Annotated in this window: 22 protein-coding genes and 3 pseudogenes; 19 read left to right on the forward strand and 6 right to left on the reverse strand. The window is 38.5% G+C overall.

Annotated elements, in window-relative coordinates:
• The first annotated feature begins 282 nt into the window (after positions 1-282).
• Complete coding sequence (locus tag IYQ91_RS07305; protein WP_003023874.1) at positions 283-924, forward strand: hypothetical protein; 642 nt, start codon at positions 283-285, stop codon at positions 922-924.
• The gene (gene thrS, locus IYQ91_RS07310; RefSeq protein ID WP_003023875.1) at positions 917-2,869 is read left to right on the forward strand and encodes a threonine--tRNA ligase; all 1,953 of its coding nucleotides are present in this window, start codon (positions 917-919) and stop codon (positions 2,867-2,869) included. The genes IYQ91_RS07305 and thrS overlap by 8 nt, the downstream gene beginning before the upstream one ends.
• 188 nt (positions 2,870-3,057) lie before the next feature.
• Here thrS and IYQ91_RS07315 read toward each other — a convergent pair whose 3' ends face one another.
• The gene (locus IYQ91_RS07315) at positions 3,058-3,612 is read right to left on the reverse strand and encodes a TetR/AcrR family transcriptional regulator (protein WP_003023877.1); all 555 of its coding nucleotides are present in this window, start codon (positions 3,610-3,612) and stop codon (positions 3,058-3,060) included.
• Between the two features lie 133 nt (positions 3,613-3,745).
• Here IYQ91_RS07315 and IYQ91_RS07320 point away from each other — a divergent pair, with 133 nt between their 5' ends.
• From IYQ91_RS07320 to IYQ91_RS07335, 4 genes are all read left to right on the forward strand, one after another.
• Positions 3,746-4,447 (forward strand): ABC transporter ATP-binding protein, encoded by a 702-nt coding sequence (locus IYQ91_RS07320; RefSeq protein WP_003023878.1) that lies wholly within the window; start codon positions 3,746-3,748, stop codon positions 4,445-4,447.
• A 14-nt stretch (positions 4,448-4,461) separates the two neighbouring features.
• Complete coding sequence (locus IYQ91_RS07325) at positions 4,462-7,827, forward strand: FtsX-like permease family protein (protein ID WP_195673479.1); 3,366 nt, start codon at positions 4,462-4,464, stop codon at positions 7,825-7,827.
• Positions 7,828-7,917: 90 nt separating this feature from the next.
• On the forward strand, positions 7,918-8,748 hold the full coding sequence (locus tag IYQ91_RS07330; RefSeq protein ID WP_022526289.1) for a metallophosphoesterase family protein: 831 nt from the start codon (positions 7,918-7,920) through the stop codon (positions 8,746-8,748).
• 72 nt (positions 8,749-8,820) lie between these two features.
• A complete protein-coding gene (locus tag IYQ91_RS07335) occupies positions 8,821-9,270 on the forward strand; it encodes an Rrf2 family transcriptional regulator (protein ID WP_195673480.1) in 450 nt (149 codons plus the stop codon).
• A gap of 32 nt (positions 9,271-9,302) precedes the next feature.
• Here the strand turns inward: IYQ91_RS07335 and IYQ91_RS07340 are convergent, their stop codons facing one another.
• Positions 9,303-10,079, reverse strand: coding sequence for a glycyl-radical enzyme activating protein (locus IYQ91_RS07340; RefSeq protein ID WP_003023885.1), 777 nt, complete (start codon positions 10,077-10,079; stop codon positions 9,303-9,305).
• A 132-nt stretch (positions 10,080-10,211) separates the two neighbouring features.
• On the opposite strand from IYQ91_RS07340, the gene IYQ91_RS07345 reads away from it, so the two are divergent.
• The 13 genes and pseudogenes from IYQ91_RS07345 to IYQ91_RS10120 form a co-directional block, all read left to right on the forward strand.
• Positions 10,212-10,955, forward strand: a complete 744-nt coding sequence (locus IYQ91_RS07345; protein ID WP_003028982.1) for a DeoR/GlpR family DNA-binding transcription regulator — start codon at positions 10,212-10,214, stop codon at positions 10,953-10,955.
• Between the two features lie 18 nt (positions 10,956-10,973).
• Entirely contained in the window at positions 10,974-11,936 is a 963-nt protein-coding gene (locus IYQ91_RS07350; protein WP_195673481.1) for a sugar-binding transcriptional regulator, read from the forward strand.
• Positions 11,937-12,181: 245 nt separating this feature from the next.
• The gene (locus tag IYQ91_RS07355; RefSeq protein WP_195673482.1) at positions 12,182-12,505 is read left to right on the forward strand and encodes a PTS lactose/cellobiose transporter subunit IIA; all 324 of its coding nucleotides are present in this window, start codon (positions 12,182-12,184) and stop codon (positions 12,503-12,505) included.
• Positions 12,506-12,525: 20 nt separating this feature from the next.
• The gene (locus IYQ91_RS07360; protein WP_003023895.1) at positions 12,526-12,846 is read left to right on the forward strand and encodes a PTS sugar transporter subunit IIB; all 321 of its coding nucleotides are present in this window, start codon (positions 12,526-12,528) and stop codon (positions 12,844-12,846) included.
• A gap of 2 nt (positions 12,847-12,848) precedes the next feature.
• On the forward strand, positions 12,849-14,150 hold the full coding sequence (locus IYQ91_RS07365; RefSeq protein WP_003023896.1) for a PTS sugar transporter subunit IIC: 1,302 nt from the start codon (positions 12,849-12,851) through the stop codon (positions 14,148-14,150).
• Positions 14,151-14,317: 167 nt separating this feature from the next.
• A complete protein-coding gene (locus IYQ91_RS07370; protein ID WP_195673483.1) occupies positions 14,318-16,759 on the forward strand; it encodes a glycyl radical protein in 2,442 nt (813 codons plus the stop codon).
• Between the two features lie 14 nt (positions 16,760-16,773).
• Entirely contained in the window at positions 16,774-17,442 is a 669-nt protein-coding gene (locus tag IYQ91_RS07375; RefSeq protein WP_126467352.1) for a fructose-6-phosphate aldolase, read from the forward strand.
• 30 nt (positions 17,443-17,472) lie between these two features.
• On the forward strand, positions 17,473-18,561 hold the full coding sequence (locus IYQ91_RS07380; RefSeq protein WP_058669711.1) for a glycerol dehydrogenase: 1,089 nt from the start codon (positions 17,473-17,475) through the stop codon (positions 18,559-18,561).
• A gap of 154 nt (positions 18,562-18,715) precedes the next feature.
• Positions 18,716-19,271: pseudogene (locus tag IYQ91_RS07385) on the forward strand (GrpB family protein).
• Positions 19,272-19,323: 52 nt separating this feature from the next.
• Positions 19,324-19,557, forward strand: a pseudogene (locus IYQ91_RS10115) (CD1845 family protein).
• Between the two features lie 31 nt (positions 19,558-19,588).
• A complete protein-coding gene (locus IYQ91_RS07390; RefSeq protein WP_003032465.1) occupies positions 19,589-19,903 on the forward strand; it encodes a TfoX/Sxy family protein in 315 nt (104 codons plus the stop codon).
• A 56-nt stretch (positions 19,904-19,959) separates the two neighbouring features.
• Positions 19,960-20,388 (forward strand): VOC family protein, encoded by a 429-nt coding sequence (locus tag IYQ91_RS07395; RefSeq protein ID WP_195673484.1) that lies wholly within the window; start codon positions 19,960-19,962, stop codon positions 20,386-20,388.
• Between the two features lie 96 nt (positions 20,389-20,484).
• Positions 20,485-20,623 (forward strand): annotated as a pseudogene (locus tag IYQ91_RS10120) (competence protein TfoX); the annotation flags it as partial.
• Between the two features lie 124 nt (positions 20,624-20,747).
• Here the strand turns inward: IYQ91_RS10120 and lysS are convergent.
• The 4 genes from lysS to IYQ91_RS07420 all read right to left on the reverse strand — a co-directional run bounded on the left by lysS (position 20,748) and on the right by IYQ91_RS07420 (position 24,297).
• Positions 20,748-22,235, reverse strand: coding sequence for a lysine--tRNA ligase (gene lysS / locus IYQ91_RS07405; protein ID WP_195673485.1), 1,488 nt, complete (start codon positions 22,233-22,235; stop codon positions 20,748-20,750).
• Between the two features lie 83 nt (positions 22,236-22,318).
• Positions 22,319-22,960: a histidine phosphatase family protein gene (locus IYQ91_RS07410; protein WP_195673486.1), complete on the reverse strand. Its 642-nt coding sequence runs from the start codon at positions 22,958-22,960 to the stop codon at positions 22,319-22,321.
• A gap of 12 nt (positions 22,961-22,972) precedes the next feature.
• Positions 22,973-23,455: an aminoacyl-tRNA deacylase gene (locus tag IYQ91_RS07415; RefSeq protein ID WP_195673487.1), complete on the reverse strand. Its 483-nt coding sequence runs from the start codon at positions 23,453-23,455 to the stop codon at positions 22,973-22,975.
• Complete coding sequence (locus IYQ91_RS07420) at positions 23,455-24,297, reverse strand: DUF368 domain-containing protein (protein ID WP_003041101.1); 843 nt, start codon at positions 24,295-24,297, stop codon at positions 23,455-23,457. Before IYQ91_RS07420 ends, IYQ91_RS07415 begins: the two co-directional genes overlap by 1 nt.
• Positions 24,298-24,421 lie beyond the last annotated feature (124 nt).

Below are 24,421 nucleotides of genomic sequence, written 5' to 3' on the forward strand. Positions count from 1 at the left end.
AATCATAGGACTTGCAAAATTTTTCAATCGTGCTATAATACCTTTTAGAGACATATCGCTGACTGGAATCTTTTAGAGAGCGCGTGGAGCTGAAAATCGCGCAGAGGAAGGCAGTTGAGACTACTCTGTTAGCTTTTATGCAAACATAAAACGGTGGCTACGTTAGAGCCAATCAGAGGTGTCAACAAACTTTTTTGTTGTACATGAATGAAGGTGGAACCACGTTGCGACGTCCTTTTCGGGATGTCGTTTTTTTTTATTTTGTTGAAGGGAGGAAAAGTTATGCTCTATATGATTGGCGGATCACCCTGCAGCGGGAAATCAACGCTCGCTTCCCTTCTTGCTCGGAAGTACGATTCGCTTCATATCAAGCTGGATGATTTGGTGGACGAGATGATGAGTCAAGCAAGTGTAGACTCACGACCGATTTGCCTTCTTAGACAGGACAGAAATCCGGAACAAATCTGGATGAGAAATCCAGAAGAGATGGCAGATGAAGAATGGCGCTTTTATGAAGAGATTTTTCCTTATGTGAAATCTTGCTTGATAAAAGATCAAGACAAAGCCCTCTTGGTGGAGGGAGCAGGGCTTCTGCCTCACCTGATAAAAAGTCTTGAAGAACCAGCGGTTTCCTATCTATGCTTGACTCCGACAGCTGATTTTCAGAAAAAGCATTATAAACAGAGAGAATGGGTTCCTTATGTCTTAGAGGGAACATCCAATCCTGAGCAAGCTTTTGAAAACTGGATGCAGCGGGACATTCTGTTTGCCCAAATGGTGCGGAAGGAAGCTCAGAAATTAGGCTATCCCAGTCTCATGACAGATGGTAGTCGATCGGAAAAGGAGACTGCTGAAAAGATTGCCAGGCTCTTAAAATTGCCCAATACAAATAAAATAGATATTAAAGGAGAAAACTATGATTAAGATTACTTTCCCAGATGGCGCTGTTCATGAATACGAAAGTGGCAGCACAACTTTTGATATTGCTCAGTCTATCAGCAATTCCTTGGCAAAGAAAGCCTTGGCTGGTAAATTCAACGGCAAACTCATCGATACCACTCGTCCTATCACAGAAGACGGTAGCATCGAAATTGTGACACCTGACCATGAAGATGCTCTTCCTATTTTGCGCCATTCGGCTGCTCATCTCTTTGCCCAAGCTGCTCGTCGTCTCTTCCCAGACATTCACTTGGGTGTCGGTCCAGCTATTCAGGACGGATTTTACTATGATACAGACAATACCGCAGGACAAATTTCCAACGAAGATTTGCCTCGTATCGAAGAAGAAATGAAGAAGATTGTCAAGGAGAATTTCCCGTCAATTCGCGAAGAAGTGACAAAAGATCAAGCACGAGAAATTTTCAAGAATGATCCTTACAAGTTGGAATTGATTGAGGAGCATTCAGAAGATGAAGGTGGTTTGACAATCTACCGTCAAGGTGAATATGTGGATCTCTGTCGTGGACCTCATGTACCGTCAACTGGACGTATTCAAATTTTCCATTTGTTAAATGTAGCGGGTGCTTACTGGCGTGGGAACAGTGATAATGCTATGATGCAACGGATTTATGGTACAGCTTGGTTTGATAAGAAAGATTTGAAAAACTATCTTCAAATGCGTGAAGAAGCGAAGGAACGTGACCACCGTAAGCTCGGTAAAGAGTTGGATCTTTTCATGATTTCTCCTGAGGTTGGGCAAGGTCTTCCATTTTGGCTTCCAGACGGTGCGACTATTCGTCGTATCGTAGAGCGCTATATTACAGACCGTGAGGTCAATGACGGCTACCAACACGTGTATACGCCACCGCTTGCAAGTGTGGAATTATACAAAACTTCTGGTCACTGGGAACATTACCAAGAAGATATGTTCCCGCCAATGGATATGGGAGACGGTGAACAATTTGTTCTTCGTCCAATGAATTGCCCACACCATATTGAGGTCTATAAAAACCATGTGCATTCTTATCGTGAGCTGCCAATTCGTATTGCGGAACTTGGTATGATGCATCGCTTTGAAAAATCAGGTGCACTTTCAGGACTCCAACGTGTTCGTGAAATGACCCTAAACGATTCTCACTTATTTGTCATGCCAGAGCAAATTCAAGAAGAATTTAAACATGTGTTGGATTTGATGATTGACGTTTACAAAGACTTTAATATCACAGATTATCGTTTCCGTCTGTCTTATCGTGACCCGAATGACAAGCATAAATATTTTGATAATGATGAAATGTGGGAAAATGCTCAACGCATGTTAAAAGGAGCAATGGATGACTTAGGTTTGGACTATTTTGAGGCAGAAGGCGAAGCTGCTTTCTACGGTCCTAAATTGGATGTCCAAGTAAAAACGGCTCTTGGAAATGAAGAAACCCTTTCCACTATTCAATTGGACTTCTTGCTACCAGAACGTTTCGACCTTCATTATGTTGGAGCAGACGGTGAAGAGCATCGTCCAGTCATGATTCACCGTGGTATTGTGTCTACTATGGAGCGCTTTATTGCTTACTTGATTGAAACATACAAAGGTGCTTTCCCAACTTGGCTTGCTCCTCATCAAGTGACAGTCATTCCGATTTCTAATGAAGCACATGCTGACTATGCTTGGAAAGTGGCGAAAGAATTGCGCAATCGTGGTGTTCGTGTGGATGTCGATGAGCGCAATGAAAAAATGCAATACAAGATTCGTCAAAGTCAAACCCATAAAGTTCCTTACCAATTGATTGTAGGAGACAAGGAACAAGCAGACGGTACGGTGAATGTTCGTCGTTATGGTCAAAAACAAACGCATACAGAAACAATTGCAGAATTTGTAAATCATATTTTGGCAGATATTGCTAGAAAATCACGCATAGATGATAAGGACAACTAAGCTAAAAAGTAGATGATAGGTTGCAATGATGACATGACTGGTTATAAAGATATGCAATAGAACATCATAGTCTGTATGCTGTCGTCTCATTTTACAACCTTTCAATTTCTGAGCTTTAGAAAAAATGTATATCAAAAACTCTATTTCTAATTGAGGAAATCCCTTTTATAGAAATAGAGTTTTTTAGTTTACAATCGCCAAGCATCGTAATCAAAGGTTTGTAAAATCATATTCGTCATTTCTTCAGGCGTTTCTTTAGTACCGCTTGAAATCCAGAGTGAGATAATGCCCTCTATGCTAGATAGAAAAACTTCAAGTGCATATTTTTCAGAAATGGGGAAATTTTCTTTTAAAAAGTGTTCGGTTTGAACTTTGTGCTGATCGTTCGTTAAAATACTAAGCATAAATTCACGGATTGTTTCACGGAAATTGAGGTAATGACTTTGAGAAACGGCATAAATCAGGTCATGGTTTTGTTGGAGATAGCTTAGATTGGCAATGAGTAGGTCGCGCGTGTTTGTCGTTTCTTCAAAATTTTTACGTAATTGGGTAATAATTTCTTCTTTTAGTGTTTCAATTAGGTCGAATTTATCAAGATAGTGAAGATAAAAAGTTCCACGGTTGATACCTGCTCGTTGACAGAGTTTACTAACGGAAATTGTTTCAAATTTTTCTTCTAACAAGAGCTGAATGAGGGCTTCTCTGATATGCTGCTTGGTTGCTGTTTGTCGATTTTGTACCATAACACTCCTTAAATGAACACTCTGTTGATAATTGATGATTGCCTTTATGTTAAGTCTATTTTATAATAAAGATAGGATCTAATCAACAGCTTGTTTATTTAATTGGACATGGAAACTGAAAGAGGAAAAGACGATGGCTTATATTGAAATGAAGCATAGTTACAAACGGTATCAAATGGGAGACACAGAAATCATTGCCAACAATGACATCTCTTTTGACATCGAAAAAGGAGAATTGGTCATCATTCTTGGAGCTTCTGGTGCTGGAAAATCGACGATTCTGAACATTCTTGGTGGAATGGATAGTAATGACGAGGGAGATGTGCTGATTGATGGGCAAAATATAGCGCATTACAACGCTTATCAACTGACAGACTATCGGAGAAATGATGTTGGTTTCGTCTTTCAATTTTATAATTTAGTTCCTAATCTGACGGCGTTAGAAAATGTTGAGTTGGCTTCGGAAATTGTTCAAGATGCACAGGATGCAGCAGAGGCACTAGCAGCAGTTGGTTTGGGAAATCGACTGCATAATTTTCCTGCTCAATTATCTGGCGGCGAGCAGCAACGGGTTTCCATTGCGCGTGCCGTGGCAAAAAATCCTAAAATTTTGCTTTGTGATGAACCAACAGGTGCGCTAGATTATAAAACAGGTAAGCAAGTACTGCAAATCCTTCAAGATATGTCGCGCAAGCAAGGTGCGACAGTGATTATCGTGACTCACAATGGTGCGTTAGCTCCGATTGCAGACCGCGTGATTCGTATGCATGATGCACGGATTCAGTCCGTCACTTTGAATGAACATCCTCAAGATATCGCAAGTCTAGAGTATTAGTGAGGAGTGGTGATATGAAAAAATCCATTCTAAATAAGGATATCTGGCTCTCTTTTCGTCAGTCCAAAGGACGCTTTCTGTCCATTATGTTTTTGATGATGTTAGGTTCTTTTGCGCTAGTAGGACTGAAAGCAGCCAGTCCAGACATTGAAAATTCAGCCAATCGTTATCTTTCACAGATGAAAATGATGGATTTGGCAGTGATGTCAGACTATGGTGTTAGCAAAGCTGACCAAAAAGAACTGAATACAATCCCAAATGCACAGGTAGAATATGGTTATTTTACAGATACAGTGATTGGGGATAGTTCAACTTCTGTTCGAGTTTTTTCTAATACAACTAATATTTCCAAGTTCAAGCTTGTTTCAGGTCATTTTCCAAGCAAGGAAAATCAAGTGGCTTTGGCTAGTTTTTATCAAGGAAAATACAAGATTGGCGATAGCATTACTTTGAACGAGGAAGGAACCACTAATTATGCTCTAAAGCAGCATACCTTTACGGTGACGGGATTCGTCAATTCAAGTGAATTGGCTTCGACGATTTCTCTTGGCAATTCTAACTCAGGGAGTGGGACCTTATCTGCTTATGCAGTGGTGATGCCAAAAACATTTCAAAGTTCAGTCTATACAGTTGCTCGTTTGAAGTATGACGATTTAAAAGCACTTAATTCTTTTGGAGACTCCTATCGAAAAAAGGTAAAACAGTATGAAAATGAGCTGGAAAAGCTAGTGGCTGATAATGGGAAAAATCGTTTATCAGAGATAAAAAAACAAGCACAGACAAAAATTGCGGACGGAGAAGCAAAAATTCAAACTTCTCAACAAGCATTGGCAGATGCCCAGCAGCAACTAAGGAATGCGCAGGATCAAATTGATCAAAAAAGAGCAGATTTAGAGCTTGCTCAAGGTCAACTAACTGAAAAAGAAAACTTGCTTGCACAGGGCGCAGCTCAAATTGCACAGGCTGAACAAACTTTAGCAAGCTCAAAAGCAAAATTGGATACAGCCGCTGCTCAACTTTCTTCAGGTTGGGGACAATTGAACCAAATGAAAACCCAATTAGATCAGGCAGCTAGTCAGTTGTCTGCTGCAAAAGAAAATGTAACAAATGCTCAAGCTACATTAGCTACAGCGCAGGCAGAATTGGAAAAAGGTCAAATGCAACTTGCAGCTGCAAAAACTGATTTGCAGACCAAAATAGCTGCGCTACAAGCACAAGGAATTGATCCAGCAACAGTGCCTGAAATTGTGGCAGCACAAACTCAACTAGCACAAGAAGAAGCAAAATTAAATCTTGTCCGTACAGAACTGGAGCAAAAGCAGGCTGAATTTCAAACTGGACTGTCGCAGTACAAAAGCCAAGAAGCGCTTTATCAAACAGGACTTGCCCAATACCAATCTGCAGCTGAGGCATTGAATGCGAAACAAGCTGAATATGATGCAGGCTTGGCTCAATATCAAAGTGGTCAGGCAACCTTAAAAAATAAACAAGCTGACTACCAAGCAGGTCAAGTCCGATTAGCACAAGCAAAACAACAAATCGCAGACGGTCAGGCACAATTGGACCAAGCTCAGGCAACATTGAACGATAAAAAAACTGAATACGAAAAGCAAAAGAAAGATGCTGAAACAAAAATAAAAAATGGGCAAGCGGACATTCAAAAGGCAAAAGATGAAGTAGCTGGTTTGTCTGTACCAACCTACCGCGTGTATACACGTCGGACATTTCCAGGAGCTGACGAGTACACAACAACGGGGAATCGTGCTTATGGCATCTCAGCTGTAGGGAATGCTTTCCCGATTGTACTGTATCTGGTAGCTGCCCTTGTAACGGTAACGACAATGACGCGTTTTGTCAGCGAAGAACGCACAAATGCAGGTGTTTTAAAAGCTTTGGGTTATCGGAACCAAGATGTCGTTAAGAAATTTGTCGTCTATGGCTTGGTTTCAAGTTTGTTAGGTACAGTAATGGGAAGTTTGTTAGGTACTTATTTCTTACCCTACATCTTAGGGAAAACGATTTTTAAGACATCAACTTATCCAGCTTTGCGATTAAACTTTTATTGGGAAATCAGTCTCATTGCTCTCGTGTGCTCGGTCTTGTGTGGCGTTGTACCAGCCCTTTATATTGCTCACAAAGAATTGAAAGAAAAACCATCTCAATTATTGTTGCCCAAGGCACCTACCAAAGGCTCAAAAATCTTGCTAGAGCGGATTGACTTCATCTGGCGTCGGCTTAGCTTTACGCAAAAAGTGACGGCTCGAAATATCTTTCGTTACAAGCAAAGAATGCTGATGACCATTTTTGGTGTGGCAGGCTCCGTCGCCCTCTTATTTGCCGGTTTGGGGATGTCTTCTTCCATGGAAGGTATGGGAAATCGGCAGTATGGAGAAATTATCAAATACGATGCGGTCATTTCGCAAAAACATCATCTCAAATCAGACGAGCAAGCAGCAATCAATCATTTATTAGCAGATAAAAAAATAGCTAAAAAACGCGGTATTTATCAAGAAACATTTACCAAAAAAATCAAGGGTGCTAAAGATGAACAGTCTCTCGCGTTATTTGTGACAACAGGCAAGGATTTTCATCATTTCATAGAGTTATATGATAGTCAAAGCAAAGCGAGCTTGAACTTGTCTTCGCATGGAGCGGTCATTTCTCAGAAATTAGCAACCATTATGCATGTTTCTGTTGGAGATACTTTTGAGGTGACATCCGATGAAGGAAAACGCTATAAAATCAAAGTTTCTGGTATCACTGAAATGTACGCAGGGCATTTTATCTTTATGAATCAGGACTATTATCAAACGGTATTTGCTCGTAAGTTCCAAGAAAATGCTTATCTGATAAAATTGAAAGATTCCTCTAGCAAAAATGTGCAGGATACCGCAGCAGCCTTCATGAAATTAACTGGTGTGCGAGCAGTCGTACAAAATACGGGGATTTTGGAACAAATTGATGTCATTGTCAAATCTCTTGGCTTTGTAATGCAGATTTTAACTGTTGCCTCTATTTTACTAGCCATTGTGATTCTTTATAACTTGATGAATATCAATGTTGCAGAGCGGATTCGAGAATTATCAACGATTAAAGTATTGGGATTTCATAATAAAGAAGTCACGCTTTACATTTATCGAGAGACCATTCTTTTGTCTGTTATTGGTATTATTGTAGGCTTGTTTTTAGGAAATATTTTACATCGCTCCCTTTTAGAGACGATTGCCCCAGACGCCTTTCTTCTCAATCCGGCAGTATCGGTGTTTGTATATCTTGTACCAGTCTTTTCTATCATCATGATTTTGATTGTCTTAGGCTTTATGGTCAATGCAATATTGAGGCGTATTGACATGTTGGAAGCGTTGAAGTCGGTAGATTGATGAGGCAGTAAAACTTTCACTCAAACTTGGGAGTGGAAGTTTTTTCTTGGTTTGTTATAATATTTTATAAAGGACAGATGAAACGGTACAATGAAACGAAAAATTGCTTTATTATCAGATATTCATGGAAATGTAACGGCATTAGAAGCTGTTTTGGCGGACGCTAAAAAGGAACAGGTGACCGATTACTGGTTTTTGGGAGATTTATTGGCACCGGGAACGGGTCGAAGGAAGATTCTCGACTTAATGGCTACTTTACCAATCAGTCTCCAAGTGCGGGGAAATTGGGAGGATAGCATTTGGAATGCCCTTCATGGGAAATTAGATATCAGTCGCCCTAGTCATTTATATATGGTTTGTTTATGCCAGTATCTTTTGGAAGAAGTCACACCTGAAGAACTGAACCGATTGCATGAATTGCCTTTGCAGCTTTTGACAAAAGTTGGCGATTTAGAAATTGCTGTGACTCATCATTTGCCAGATAAAAATTGGGGACGAGAGCTGATTCATATTGGTCAACAAGAGAATTTTGATCGTCTGTTTGAAGGTAACAATTGTGCCATTGCCATTTATGGTCATATTCATCAGCAATTTCTTCGTTATGCGACGGGGGGACAGATGATTATCAATCCGGGATCTATCGGTCAGCCGTTTTTTCTAGATGCTTGTTTGCGAAAGGATCTGCGAGCTCAGTATGCTATTTTAAAAATTGATGAACAGGGATTAGCAGATGTCGATTTTCGACGAGTGGCTTATGATGTAAATAAAGAATTGGAAATGGCTAGAACATTGAAGTTGCCTTATTATGAAGTATATTACGAAAGTCTGGTCAATGGAATTCATCATACGCATAATCATGATTTACTTCGAGCAATTAGTGAGCGAGAAGATTATGTTGCACATCTCAAGGAGTTTTTTTGAGAAGTAACACTTGAAGTTACAACGTAAATAAAGTATACTAGTAATAGAAGGTGCAAATGAAAGGAGTTTTACATGCAAATTTCGAGTCGTTTTACCATTGCCACGCACATGTTGACTGTTATAGCACTAGAATGTCAAGAACATAAAGTGACTAGTGATTTTTTAGCTGATAGCGTTGGAGTAAATCCTGTCATTATTCGCAAGACATTATCACAGTTGAAAAGTGCAGATTTGATTTCTGTAGCGCGTGGGAGGGGAGGAGCTATCATTAGGAAAGATTTAAAAGATATTACCCTTTTGGATGTCTATCAAGCAGTAGAAAGTCTGGGCAAATCTGGGCAACTCTTTAGCTTTCATGAGCATCCCAATCCATCTTGTCCCATTGGCAGAAATATTCACTTAGTTTTAGATGACAAATTAGCAGAAATTCAAGCAGCAATGGAAGAAGAACTTAGCAAGACCAGTCTGGCAGATGTCGTTGCATCCGCCCAAGAAGAGATAAAAAAACAATCCATTTCGTGAGAAATGGATTGTTTTTTGGAGAAAAAGAGGAGCTAAAAATAACAGTTGATTTCATAATCAAGAAAAACTTGCTGATAATCATAGAGGTCTTCCGGATGTAGAGCTTGCACATTTTCCATTTCATAAGAACGTTTTAGTAATTTATATTTATTTTCACCGAATTGATGAAAAGGTAAGAGTTGTACTTGGTCAATAGATAATTTTTTAAATAAAATAGCAAATTGTTCGGCATCTTCTAGAGAGTCATTAAAGCTAGGGATAACAGGAATACGCAGGACAATGGTTTTTTGTTGCGAAAAAGCATAATGAATATTTTTGATAATTAGTTCATTTTTGACCCCTGTGACTTTGCGGTGATTGATGGTGTTATAATGCTTTAAGTCAGTATAGATAAAATCTACATACTGGAGCAAATCAACGAATTTGTTATGATCTACAAAGGCTGTCGTTTCAATTGCTGTATGGATACCTTTTTCTTTGGCAGCTTTAAGGATTGCTTTGGCAAATTCAAACTGAGCAAAGATTTCTCCACCAGACAAGGTCAGGCCCCCACCTGATTCTTCATAAAATTCTCTATCTTTGAGAACTTCTTTGATAATCTCTTCAACGCTTTTTTCCTCTCCCATGGTGATAGTCTTTTTGCTAGAAGCGTCTAACATGGGCTCAGGTTTAAATTTCTGAGATTCTGGATTGGCACACCAAGGACAGCGTAAAGGACAGCCTTTTAGAAAAACAGTTGTCCGAATTCCTGGTCCGTCGTGAATACTAAAATGTTGAATATTAAAGATGATTCCTTTTTCTGCACTCATGATGTACACTCTTTTCTTGCTTATTTTCTTTTATTATATCAAACAAACGAAAGAAAAACAATTACGAATGAAACTATTTTTTATTTTATTTATTCCTTAAATTCTGTTAAAATAAAGAATGAGGTGAATAAAATGGAACGTTTAGATGAAATCGTTAAGCTCGTTTCGGAGTTTGAAAAAATTGATGTTAATACTTTATCTGATAAATTAAAAGTCTCTAAAGTAACGATTCGGAAAGATTTGGATAAGCTGGAAATGAAAGGCTTGCTTCATCGGGAGCACGGTTATGCGGTCTTAAATAGTGGTGATGACTTGAATGTCCGGCTTTCTTTTCATTATGATACCAAGCGAAAGATAGCACAAGAAGCGGCAAAAATTGTTGCAGACAATGAAACGATTATCATTGAATCTGGTTCAACTTGTGCTCTGTTAGCTGAAGAAATCTGTCGTACTAAGAAGAACGTGAAAATTATTACAAATTCTTATTTTATCGCAGACTATGTGAGAAAAGTAGATTCTTGCAAGATTATCTTGCTAGGCGGTGAATTTCAGAACGATTCGCAAGTTACGGTCGGTCCTTTACTTAAGGAAATGATTCAATTTTTCCATGTAGAACATGCTTTTGTAGGGACTGATGGCTATGATGAAGAGCTTGGTTTTACAGGTAAAGATTTAATGCGTAGCGAAGTGGTGCAATATATGTCGGAAGCATCTGATAAAATGATTGTGTTAACAGATTCGAGTAAATTTGATAAAAGAGGGACTGTCAAGCGCTTTGGTTTGAAACAGGTTTCGCAGGTGGTAACCGATCAAGCTATTCCGACAGCCGCGGTTCAACGCCTAAAAGCAGCCAATATCAAATTGACTCTAGTCTGATAAGTAGAGGGAGATAAGATGAAAAGTGAAAGAAAAAGGCTATTAGCTAAGATTGCTTATCTTTATTATATAGAGGAGAAAAGTCAGGCAGAAATTGCAGCAGAGACAGGGATTTATCGGACAACTGTGAGTCGTATGCTGGCTGAAGCTAAAAAGGAAGGCATTGTCAAAATCGAGATTGAAGCCTTTGATACGCGTTTGTTTCATTTAGAAAATGTAGTGAAAGAGAAGTATGGGTTAAAAGGACTTGAAATCGTAGCAAATCAAGTGGATGATTCACCTTCTGATTTGGAGCAGCGGTTAGCTCAATCAGCGGCAGGAATGCTTCGGGGGATGATTGATGACAATGCTAAAGTTGGATTTTCATGGGGAAAGAGTCTTAGTCTCTTGGTAGAACACTCGGGCAGTCGGCACTTGAATAATGTGCATTTTTTTCCATTGGCTGGCGGACCTAGCCATATTCATGCTCGTTATCATGTTAATACCCTCATTTACAGTATGGCTAATAAATACCATGGGGATTGTCGCTTTATGAATGCGACGATTATACAGGAAGACGAGAGCTTAGCAAAAGGAATTTTATCTTCTAAATATTTTGAGGACTTAAAAAGAAGTTGGCAAGAACTAGATGTGGTTGTTGTTGGTATTGGCGGACAAGTGGATGAAAAGAATCGGCAGTGGTTGGATATGCTGACGGCTGAAGATTTTCGTACAGTGGAAAATGAAGGAGCTGTCGGAGAAATTTGTTGCCGCTTTTTTGATGAAAATGGTGAGTTGGTTGATGAACAGTTGCAAAATCGAACAGTTGCTATTTCTTTAGATTATTTAAAAACAGTTCCTCACAGTCTGGCTTTCGCCTATGGTCGTCAAAAAGCTGCCGCTATTTTGGCGGTTTTACGTGCTGGGTATGTCAACCATTTAGTTACAGATGAAGTAACTATTTTAAAAGTGTTGGAATTGGATAATAGTGCAGTTAATTAGTAGTTTATAAAAGTTCTCCTTTTCCTCATTATTTCATTTTCAAAAGGTCAAGAATAATGATTCTGACCCTTTTTATTTTATTTGATAAGCACAAATGTGCGATAAATATAAAAAAAGAGAATTTGTTCAGTGATATATTGACGGAATAAGAGAAAGATGATAAATTTGAGTTACAAACAAAAATAAAATGCTTTCAAATAAAAGAAAGATATATTTTGTAAATAAAAATAGGAGTAACGTTAAATATGGAAGTGATTGTAGCTGATCAAATCATTATGGGGTTAATCTTGCATGCTGGGGATGCCAAACAGCATATTTACCAAGCTTTGTCATTAGCAAAAAATGATGAGTTTGAAAAGTGTAATGAGTATCTAGAATTGGCAGATCAGGCATTATTAGAAGCTCATAATCTTCAAACGGAGTTTTTGGCACAGGAAGCGGGGGGAACAAAGACAGAAATTACAGCTTTGTTTGTCCACTCTCAGGATCATTTGATGACCAGTATTACAGAAATTAATCTTATCAAGGAAATCATTGACTTGAGAAAAGAATTACAAGTGAAAAAATAAATCATCAGGAGGATGAAGATATGATTAAAATTGGGTTGTTTTGTGCAGCAGGTTTTTCAACAGGAATGTTGGTCAATAATATGAAAATAGCTGCGAAAGAAGCTGGTTTAGAGGTTGAGATTGATGCTTATTCTCAGGCCAAGTTAGCAGATTATGCACCAAACTTGGATGTTGCTTTGTTAGGACCACAAGTAGCTTATACTTTGGATAAGTCAGCTGCCATTTGCGAAGAGAACCATATTCCAATTGCGGTCATTCCAATGGCGGACTATGGCATGCTAGATGGTAAAAAAGTATTGAATCTCGCTTTGGGGCTTTTGGAACAAAAACAAGGAGCTTAGTTATGGCTAAAATAGATACTCAAAAAATTATTACGCCGATTATGAAATTTGTCAATATGCGCGGTATTATTGCCTTAAAGGATGGCATGTTGGCAATTCTGCCCTTGACAGTTGTTGGAAGTATCTTTCTGATTGTAGGACAGTTACCATTTGAAGGCCTTAATCAAGCGATTGCAGGCATTTTCGGGAAAAATTGGACCGAGCCATTTATGCAGGTTTACTCAGGAACTTTTGCGATTATGGGTTTGATTTCCTGTTTTTCTATAGGATATTCTTATGCTAAAAATAGTGGTGTAGAGCCTCTGCCGGCAGGTGTGTTATCTGTGTCTTCTTTCTTCATTCTTTTAAAATCTTCTTATATTCCAGAAAAAGGTGAAGAAATTACAGACGCGATTGCCAAGATTTGGTTTGGCGGTCAGGGGATTATTGGAGCCATTATTATTGGTTTGGTTGTCGGTAGTATCTATACCATGTTTATTCAAAAACATATTGTTATTAAGATGCCAGAGCAAGTTCCTCAAGCGATCGCCAAGCAATTTGAGGCTATGATTCCAGCTTTTGTGATATTCTTCCTTTCCATGGTAGTCTATATTCTTGCTAAAATGCTGACAAAGGGTGGTACTTTTATCGAAATGATTTATGGTGTGATTCAAGTACCGCTGCAAGGATTGACTGGTTCCCTTTACGGTGCAATCGGTATTGCCTTTTTCATCTCTTTCCTATGGTGGTTTGGTGTACACGGACAATCTGTTGTCAATGGTGTAGTGACCGCTCTCTTACTTTCAAATCTGGATGCTAATAAAGCCTTGCTTGCTGCTGGAAAGTTATCTGTTGGAAAAGGTGCTCACATTGTCACTCAGCAATTCTTGGATAGTTTCCTTATTTTGTCTGGTTCTGGTATTACTTTTGGTTTGGTGGTAGCCATGCTCTTTGCAGCTAAGTCTAAACAATACAAAGCACTAGGAAAGGTTGCTGCTTTTCCAGCAATCTTTAATGTCAATGAACCAGTTGTGTTTGGGTTTCCAATTGTTATGAATCCCGTCATGTTCTTGCCTTTTATTCTTGTACCTGTTTTAGCGGCTGTAATTGTTTATGGTTCTATAGCAATTGGCTTTATGCAGCCATTTTCAGGGGTGACCTTGCCATGGAGTACACCAGCTATTATTTCTGGTTTCTTAGTAGCAGGATGGCAGGGTGCTCTCATCCAAGTTGTCATTTTAGCTATGTCCACTCTCATCTATTTCCCATTCTTTAAATTCCAAGACAATCTTGCTTACAGTAATGAACTGAAAGCGGAAGGATAAACTACATTGTATCACTGTAAAGAAATTATTTTAATGTTGATTGAGCACAAATGTGCAAAAAATCTTTAATTTGATAATTGATTATAAATAATTGAATTTTTGCATCTTGCGTGCTACAATAGTTACGAAAGAAATAAAAATAATTTCATAAGAAAGGTTATGCTGTGATGACTAATGTAAAAGAAATAGAAAAAACGACGATACAAACGAGTTATTTTGGTAGTTTAACGGACCGAATGAACAAGTATCGGGAAGATGTGCTGGACAAGAAACCTTATATTGATGCTGAACGTGCTGTTCTTGCAACAAGAGCTTATCAAGAGCATAAAGAAAAGCCAAATGTTCTGAAGCGTGCTTATATGCTTAAGGAAATTTTGGAAAATATGACGCTTTATATTGAAGATGAGACCATGATTGTTGGAAATCAGGCTTCATCTAATAAAGATGCACCTATTTTCCCAGAGTATACTTTAGAATTTGTACTCAATGAATTAGATCTTTTTGAAAAGCGCGACGGTGATGTTTTCTATATTACAGAGGAAACCAAAGAACAAATCCGGAACATCGCTCCCTTCTGGGAAAACAATAACCTCCGTGCTAGAGCTGGGGCTTTACTTCCAGAAGAAGTTCAGGTTTATATGGAAACTGGCTTCTTTGGCATGGAAGGAAAGATGAACTCTGGTGATGCTCACTTGGCAGTCAACTATCAAAAATTGCTTCAATATGGTTTGAAAGGTTTTGAGGAAAAAGCTCGGGCAGCTAAGGAGGCCTTGGATTTAACAGATCCGGCTAGTATTGATAAATATCATTTCTATGATTCAATTTTCATTGTAGTGGATGCTGTGAAAGCTTATGCGGATCGTTTTGTCAAATTAGCTCAAAATATGGCAGAGTCTGCAAGCCCAGAGCGCCGTCAAGAATTATTGGAAATTGCTCGAATTTGTTCCAAAGTGCCTTACGAACCAGTTGAAACGTTTGCTGAAGCTATTCAGTCTGTCTGGTTTATCCAGTGTATTTTACAGATTGAGTCTAATGGTCACTCCCTCTCTTATGGGCGCTTTGACCAATACATGTATCCTTATGTTAAGTCGGACTTGGAAGCTGGTCGCGAGACGGAAGAAAGCATTGTCGAACGCTTAACCAATCTTTGGATTAAGACGATTACGATCAATAAAGTACGCAGTCAGGCTCATACTTTCTCATCTGCTGGTAGTCCTTTGTATCAAAATGTGACAATTGGTGGACAAACACGTGATAAGAAAGATGCTGTAAATCCCCTTTCATATCTGGTTTTGAGATCTGTTGCACAGACGCATTTGCCACAGCCAAACTTAACAGTTCGCTACCATGCTGGTCTAGATGCTCGTTTTATGAACGAATGCATAGAAGTTATGAAACTAGGTTTTGGAATGCCTGCTTTCAATAATGACGAGATTATTATTCCGTCCTTTATTGCCAAAGGCGTTTTGGAAGAAGATGCATACGACTACAGTGCTATCGGCTGTGTGGAGACAGCTGTGCCAGGTAAATGGGGCTACCGTTGTACGGGTATGAGCTATATGAACTTCCCTAAAGTGCTTCTCATCACTATGAACGATGGAATTGATCCCGCATCTGGCAAGCGTTTTGCACCAAGCTTCGGTCATTTTAAAGACATGAAGAGTTTTGCTGAGCTGCAAACGGCTTGGGACAAGACTTTGCGCCACTTGACTCGTATGAGTGTCATCGTGGAAAATTCTATCGACCTGTCTCTTGAAAGAGAAGTGCCGGATATCCTCTGCTCAGCTTTGACAGATGATTGTATCGGACGCGGTAAGCATTTGAAAGAGGGGGGAGCTGTCTATGACTATATTTCTGGTCTCCAAGTCGGTATTGCCAATCTATCAGACTCACTAGCAGCAATCAAGAAGTTAGTCTTTGAAGAAGGCAAATTGACTCCAGCTGAACTCTGGCATGCGCTTGAAACGGACTATGCAGGTGAGCGTGGCAAGGAGATTCAAGAGATGTTGATTTCTGATGCACCGAAATATGGTAATGATGATGATTACGCTGATAAGCTGGTGACTGATGCTTATGATATTTATGTGGATGAAATTGCTAAATATCCAAATACCCGTTATGGACGCGGTCCAATTGGCGGTATCCGCTATTCAGGAACATCTTCTATTTCAGCCAATGTTGGTCAAGGTCGCGGTACTTTGGCGACACCAGATGGCCGCAATGCAGGAACACCGCTCGCTGAAGGCTGTTCTCCATCTCACAATATGGACAAGAATGGTCCGACTTCTGTATTGAAATCTGTTTCTAAATTGCCGACAGATGAAATCGTTGGGGGGGTTCTGCTCAATCAAAAAGTGAATCCTCAGACCTTGTCTAAGGAAGAAGATAAAATTAAATTGATTGCTTTACTTCGTACGTTCTTTAACCGTTTGCACGGTTATCATATTCAATACAATGTTGTTTCTAGAGAAACCTTGATTGATGCGCAAAAACATCCTGAAAAACACCGTGATTTGATTGTGCGTGTTGCAGGATATTCGGCATTCTTCAATGTACTCTCCAAAGCAACACAAGATGATATTATCGGACGTACAGAACACACATTATAAAAGAGGTCCAGTTTATGGAATTCATGCTTGATACATTAAATGTAGAAGAAATAAAAAAATGGTCGCAAGTTCTCCCCTTGGCAGGAGTGACTTCTAACCCGACCATCGCTAAAAAAGAGGGAGAGATTGATTTCTTTAAACGCATCCAAGAAGTTAGAGAAATTATTGGGAAAGCTCCTTCCATTCATATTCAGGTTGTTGCCAAAGATTATCAGGGAATTTTAAAAGATGCAGCTGAAATTCGCAAGCATTGTAGTGGAAATGTGTTTGTCAAAGTACCTGTAACCCCTGAAGGTTTAGCCGCTATAAAGGTTTTAAAAGCAGAAGGTTACAAGATTACGGCAACTGCTATTTATACCATTTTCCAAGGTTTATTAGCCATTCAAGCAGGCGCAGATTATTTAGCTCCTTATTATAACCGTATGGAAAATTTGAACATTGATTCAGATGTAGTTATTGGCCAATTGGCAGATGCGATTGCAGTAGAAGGTTCATCTAGCAAAATTTTAGCAGCTTCCTTTAAAAATGTAGGACAAGTCAACAAGGCTTTTGCTGATGGTGCCCATGCTATTACAGCAGGTGCAGATGTCTTTGAAGCAGCTTTTGCTATGCCGTCTATTTCAAAGGCAGTAAATGATTTTGCAGCAGATTGGTCATTCATTCATGGTCAAAAGTACATCTAATCTCCATTTTTGCGTAGGAAGAGGTATTTTATGAGAACTTTTGCAAGCCCTTCTCGCTATATTCAAGGTGAAGATGCCTTATTTGAAAATGCAAAACAGATTTTGAACTTAGGAAACCATCCAGTTTTGCTTTGTGACAACACTGTTTATCAAATTGTAGGAAAGAAGTTCCAATCCTGTCTTACTCGCTATGGACTTCATATATTGCATGTCAGTTTTAATGGTGAAGCTTCGGATAATGAAATCAATCGGGTAGCTGCTTTAGCTGAAAAAGATGGAGCAGATCTAGTGATTGGTCTTGGTGGTGGAAAAACAATTGACAGTGCTAAGGCAATTGCAGATTTATTGGGAAATCCCGTCGTGATTGCACCGACTATTGCTTCGACAGATGCACCAACATCAGCTCTTTCAGTAATTTATACTGAGGAAGGAGCATTTGAAAAATATATTTTTTACACCAAGAACCCAGATCTTGTTCTAGTAGATTCAAAGGTCATTGCTCAAGCTCCAAAGCGCTTGTTGGCTTCTGGAATTGCAGATGGTTTAGCGACTTGGGTTGAAGCGCGTGCGGTTATGCAGGCAAATGGAGAGACCATGCTGGGACAAAGACAGACTTTAGCAGGCGCAGCTATTGCTCAAAAATGTGAAGAAACTCTTTTTGCAGATGGTTTACAAGCACTGGCTGCTTGTGAGGCGCAGGTGGTAACACCAGCTCTTGAGCATATCATTGAGGCTAATACGCTTCTCAGCGGTGTTGGTTTTGAAAGTGGTGGATTGGCTGCTGCTCATGCCATTCACAATGGATTTACAGCTCTGACTGGTGATATTCATCATCTGACTCATGGAGAAAAAGTAGCTTATGGAACGCTAACACAGCTCTTTCTTGAAAACCGTCCAAAAGAGGAGTTGGAAAAATATATTCGTTTCTATCAGAAAATTGGTATGCCCACGACCTTGGCAGAAATGCATTTAGAAAATGCCAGCTATGATGATTTGCTCAAGGTTGGTAAGCAAGCTACTATTGAAGGTGAAACCATTCATCAGATGCCGTTTAAGATTTCAGCATCCGATATTGCAGGTGCTATCCTAGCAGTCGATCGTTATGTAAACTCCTTATAAAAATAAAAAGAAACAAGTCCGATTAGATTGGACTTGTTTTTTCGTGTAGTGATAGCTAAAAGTTTTAATCAGAAATAATAAACGCCTGATGCACATTGAAAATGTTATAATGATAATAAATGTGAGAAATAAATGCAAACTAGTGGAGGACGGATTGAGTAAAAAATTAGAAGACATGAGTTTAGAAGAATTATGGCAGTTGTTTCCCATATTTCTTGTAAAATATAATAAAGAATGGGCGCATTGGTATGATGAGGAAGCAACTGCTATTTTGTCCTTGATACCAGCTAAATATATAGTAAGAATATCTCATATTGGTAGTATTGCGGTTCAAAATAAATATAGTAGATATATTATTTGAGGTTCGATTAGCAGAAGAACTAGAAATAGTGAAAAATATTCTTGTTGAAAATAATTGGTTATGCATGAGTCAAAGTACACGACGAATCTCATTAAATAAAGGATACACGGAGCAAGGTTTTGCAGAAAAAGTCTTTCATCTTCACATTAGAGTTGTCGGAGATAACGATGAACTGTACTTCAGAGATTACTTACGTGAGAATCATAATGTAGCGAAAGAATATGAACATTTAAAGCTGAACTTATGGAAGAAATTTGAACATGATAGAGACGGCTACACTGATGCAAAGTGTAAGTTTATTAAACGATATACTAAAATTGCAAAAGAAAAATTTATAGGAAGATATTAAAATAGATACGAGCACTGTGATCGTGCTTTTTAACTTACTTTAAATATGGTAAATTAGTCTTATCTTATCAATTTTGACAACTTTTCTGACATAGGAACGGCGTTGTTGTATATCGTTATGATGTTGCATATTTGGAACATTAGCTTCTTTCAATCAAGGAAAAGTCGGAATAGGTATATCAGGATTGATTATCGGCTTCCTATTTAGTCCTTACGGGCTTCCGATGATAGGAGAAACAGTGATAGCGTTTATCAAATTGATAAATGATAAGATTAGGGCGATATAGATAAATTGGAATTTGGAGGGGGATAATCAAAGTGAATGAAATTAATGAATATGTTCGCGATAGTTTTTCTAAATCCGGCGATATTGTCATAAAATCTATGATGGGCGGATACCTTGTATATTTTAATGGTAAGCTGATAGGTGACATTTGCAATAATGAACTGTTTTTAAAGAGAACGCCGACATCGGACAGACTGCTTGCAGATTCCGAACTGCGTTATCCGTATGAAGATTCAAAAACCCTGATGCATGTATTTGATAGTTTTGATGATAAGGCTCTAATTCTGGAACTTCTGGATGGTATGTATGCTGAACTTCCGGAAAAGAAACCTGCGAAAGCCAGATGAGAAAGACAAATCTTAATTTATTAGATGAAAGTTAATTAGAAATTATGGAGGTAGTAATGAATAAGATTACTTGTATTTGTTTAGGTGTTAGCAATATGGAAAAGTCAATAAAGTTTTACAGAGATGGTTTAGGATATAAGACTGACTGTAAAGAAAATAATCCGCCAGTATGTTTTTTCAATACTCCAGGAACAAAATTTGAACTATTTCCTTTAGAACAATTGGCAAAAGATATTGATGAACATAACCCACCAAAGAGAAATGGATTTTCTGGAATTACATTAGCGTACAATGTTGAACAAAAAGAAGATGTTGATAGTGTAATTGAATTAGTACGAAATGCTGGTGGAAGAATTGTAAAAGAACCACAAGACACCTTTTGGGGTGGATATCACGCCTATTTTTCTGATTTAGATGGATATTATTGGGAAGTTGCATGGGGACCAAATTTTAAGTTTGACAAAAATGGACTATTGAAATTTTAGTAATTAAAAGAGATATAAAAAAAGGTATCAAGCAAAGAATACTTAGACTTTATTTTAGAACAAGTATCTGAATTAGATAATATTAGTTATAGAGCTATGATGGGAGAATTTATTATCTATTATAATGGAAAAATTATTGGCGAATACATGATGGTAGATTACTTGTTAAACCTGTGCAGATATGCCAAATGTAGTGTATGACTTGCCGTATGATGGAGCAAAAGAAATAATTCTTGATTATAGTAGAATTTTGAACGAAAAAATTCAATTATGATAGAGTTAAAAAATGACCTTGTCCCTCTTGAACGAGGGAGCAAGGTCATTTTTGTTATCTCAGTATTCATTTGATAAGAAATTGTTTATTTCATCGTAGGGAAAAGCAATACATCACGGATAGAAGTGACATCTGTCAACAGCATAATTAAGCGGTCAATTCCAATTCCGAGGCCGCCAGTTGGTGGCATACCGTATTCAAGAGCTTCTACATAGTCGTAGTCGATACCAGTCGCTTCATCATCTCCGAGTTCCTTAGCTTTGGCTTGCGCTTCAAAACGCGATAATTGGTCAATTGGGTCGTTCAACTCTGTAAAGGCGTTGGCAAATTCGCGTCCAACGATAAAGAGTTCAAAGCGGTCGGTAAAGCGAGGATCATCTGCATTTTTCTTAGCAAGAGGTGAGACTTCAACTGGATGCCCATAGATAAATGTAGGTTGAATCAAGGTATCCTCAACAAAATCTTCAAAGAAAGCATTGATAATATGACCAACCGTAAAGTGTTTTTCAACTGTTACATGATGTTCCTTAGCTAGTGCAGTGGCCTCTTCGAGAGTCATATCTTTCCAGAAATCAATGCCAGTTTGTTCTTTAATAGCTTCTAGCATATGCTTGCGTGCAAATTTGCGACCGATAAAGATTTCAGTACCTTGATAAGGGACACTTTCGGCATCTGTAACAGCTTTAGCTGCACTTTGGATAATCCCTTCTGTCAAGTCCATGATATCCTCAAAGTCTGCATAAGCCTGATAAGCCTCGATTGTAGTAAATTCAGGATTGTGAGTGGCATCCATTCCTTCGTTACGGAAAATGCGTCCCATTTCATAAACACGCTCCATACCACCAACAATCAGACGTTTTAAGTGTAATTCAGTTGCGATACGAAGCACCATATCAATATTTTGTGCATTGTGATGAGTAATAAACGGACGAGCAGCAGCACCACCAGCCTCGTTATGTAGCACAGGTGTTTCAACTTCAAGGAATCCTTGGTTGTCAAGATAGCGACGAATTTCAGAAACAATATGGCTGCGAGTCACAAAACGATCAAAACTTTCACGATTGGAAATCAAATCCAAATACCGTTTACGATAAATCGTTTCAACGTCTGTTAGTCCATGGAATTTTTCAGGCAATGGACGAAGTGCTTTAGAGAGGTGTGTAATGTGAGTTGCTTTAATCGAAAGCTCTCCCATATCTGTACGCATGACCTCACCTTCAATACCAAGGAAGTCGCCAATATCTGCTTTTTTGAAAATTTGATAATTCTCTTCACCGACAGTATCTTTTCTGACGTAGATTTGAATTTGACCTTCGCGGTCTTGAATATGAGCAAAACCGACTTTTCCTTTGCCACGCTTGGTCATAAGGCGACCAGCAATTGTAGCAGTTTCAGCTAATTCGTGCAACTCTTCTTTTGTTTTATCATTATATTTTTCTTTTAATTGGGCAGAATCTGCAGTACGTTCAAAACGTTTACCAAATGGGTCAATGCCTTGTTCTGCTAAAGCAGCCATTTTTTCACGACGAATCAGCTGCTGGTCATTTAATTCTTCAATATGTTCAGTAGTCATATTCTTCCTCCTAAAGTTTACCTTCCTCATTCTATCATAAATAAGGCAGAAATTCACCTATAAATAAAGAAAAAACCATGATTTTATACGCTCACGGTTTCAATTGTTTTTAAGTGATCAACATTGTTCCAATCAAGAAGTGTAAAATGCTCAAAATCTTGCGTTTCAAGAATGGTGACACTTCCATTTGTAAGACCGCCCTGCTGGCGAAGTTGAGCAAAGTCATAACCTAGTAACAAACGTAAAGAAGCAGTTAAATTCGCTCCATGACCAACAAAAAGAAGATTTTTATAAGATTGTCCTTTTTGTGATTTAATGAAGTCTATTGTACGTCGTGTAGTATTGTAGACTGATTCTGCACCAAAAATAGAGTTGTTAAATTTCGCCAGATTGTGACGGAAAGCTTCCATTTGGTGAGGATAGATAGCCGTAATCGTAGAAACTTTTTGTCCTTCTAGGGAGCCTAGTTGCCATTCACGCAACTCGGCATGTGACTCAACGACTTGTGAAAAATGATTTTCACTATTGATAATCTGTGCAGTTGCCATTGCGCGTGGTAAATCACTTGAAAAAATCTTGTCAAATTTAATGTGAGCCATGTTTTTTCCAAGCAAGTGCAATTCTTCAATAGAAGTCTCAAGCAGCGGTGAATCACCATTGGCTCCTTGAAAGCGTCCTTCTAAATTCCATTGAGTTTTCCCGTGTCGAACGAAGTAGAGTTTCATACAGTTTCCTTTCTATTTTGAATCCTCTTTTAAATCTGCAAAGGTCGCCTTGACAAAATGGGCTAAATCCTCTGCGTTAATTTCAATACTGTGTCCTAATTCTCCAGCCGATACAATAATAGTCTCATCTGTTAAAGCTGAATTGTCAATGTAAATAGGAAAGTGGTGTTTTTGACGAATGCCGACAGGATTATTTGCTCCGTGAATGTAGCCAGTCGTCTTTTCTAAATCTTTTTGCGGAATCATGCTTACTTTTTTGTTACCAGATATTTTGGCCAGCTTTTTTTCAGCTAGATGTTCTGTTATGGGCAAAATCCCAATAATTGTCCCTGTTTTATCGCCTGTTAGAGCCAATGTTTTGTAAATCTGTGAGCGCTCTATTCCTTTGGGCAATTGTCCTTCTAAAGCATTGATTTGAAGGCCTTTGTGAGGGATTTTTGCTTTTGTCAAAATTTGTTCTACAAGAGTTTTCTTAATTTTTGTTTTTTTAGCCATTATTTATACTTTTCCTCCAATTGGCTCATCCAAGCGCCCAGCCAAGTTCCTAATCCAAAGAAGAACGCAGCAGTAACGAAGGTGATGATAGAAGTATTAGCATAATGAATACTTTCGCTATTTCCAGGGTTTGGTACCAAGATGAGAACAGTACTAGATAAGACAATCCCAATGATAAAATGGTACACTTGAGAATGATAATTTTCCAAAGCATAATTCATGGATTTTGAAAAAATCACAAGTGCGAGGAGACCGCCAATTCCGATTGGTAAAAAGGTTCCCAAAATATCTAAAGATTTAAAACCGATTAGCATCGGGGAATACAGTCCCAAAATCAAGAGCAAATTTGAAGGACTTAAACCTGGAACGAGAATTCCCAGTGCGATAAGGGCACCAGCTAAAATAAAAGTCAAGAAATTTGCAGGTAACGTTCCAACGAAACTATTGAGGAAATAAAGGCAAATCCCAGAAATGAAAAAAGTGGCTACGAACCAAATAACATCAGTTCGGTCGCGATCAGATTCTCTGATAGATTCCTTTAGCAAGCTTGGAATCGTACCGATAATCGCTCCTGCAAATCCCCATAAAACAATGATTTTATAATGCTCTAAGAGATATTCAACTGGCAGGGAAAATAGTGCAATCCCTAAAACCATTCCAATACCAACAGGTAAAAAATAAAGTACATTTTCACGAAAATTCTCTTTTATATGCGCTAAAAAATAAATCATCCGCTCGTAAATCCCCAAAATAGTGGCTAAAACTCCACCAGATACCCCAGGGAGAATAAATCCTAGCGCGATGACAATTCCCTTAAAAATTCTGATTAACCAAGAAATCATTCATTACTCCCTAAACTTTTCTTTGTTAGTCATTATAACATATTTAGAAACAAGAAAGTAGTGATAACTAGACGAGAAGAAAAGAAAAACTCTGCAAAGTTTTCGATTCAAACTATTACAGAGT

The sequence above is a fragment of the Streptococcus sp. HF-2466 genome, from assembly GCF_015594645.1.
In the GTDB taxonomy this organism is placed as follows: Bacteria; Bacillota; Bacilli; order Lactobacillales; family Streptococcaceae; genus Streptococcus; species Streptococcus anginosus.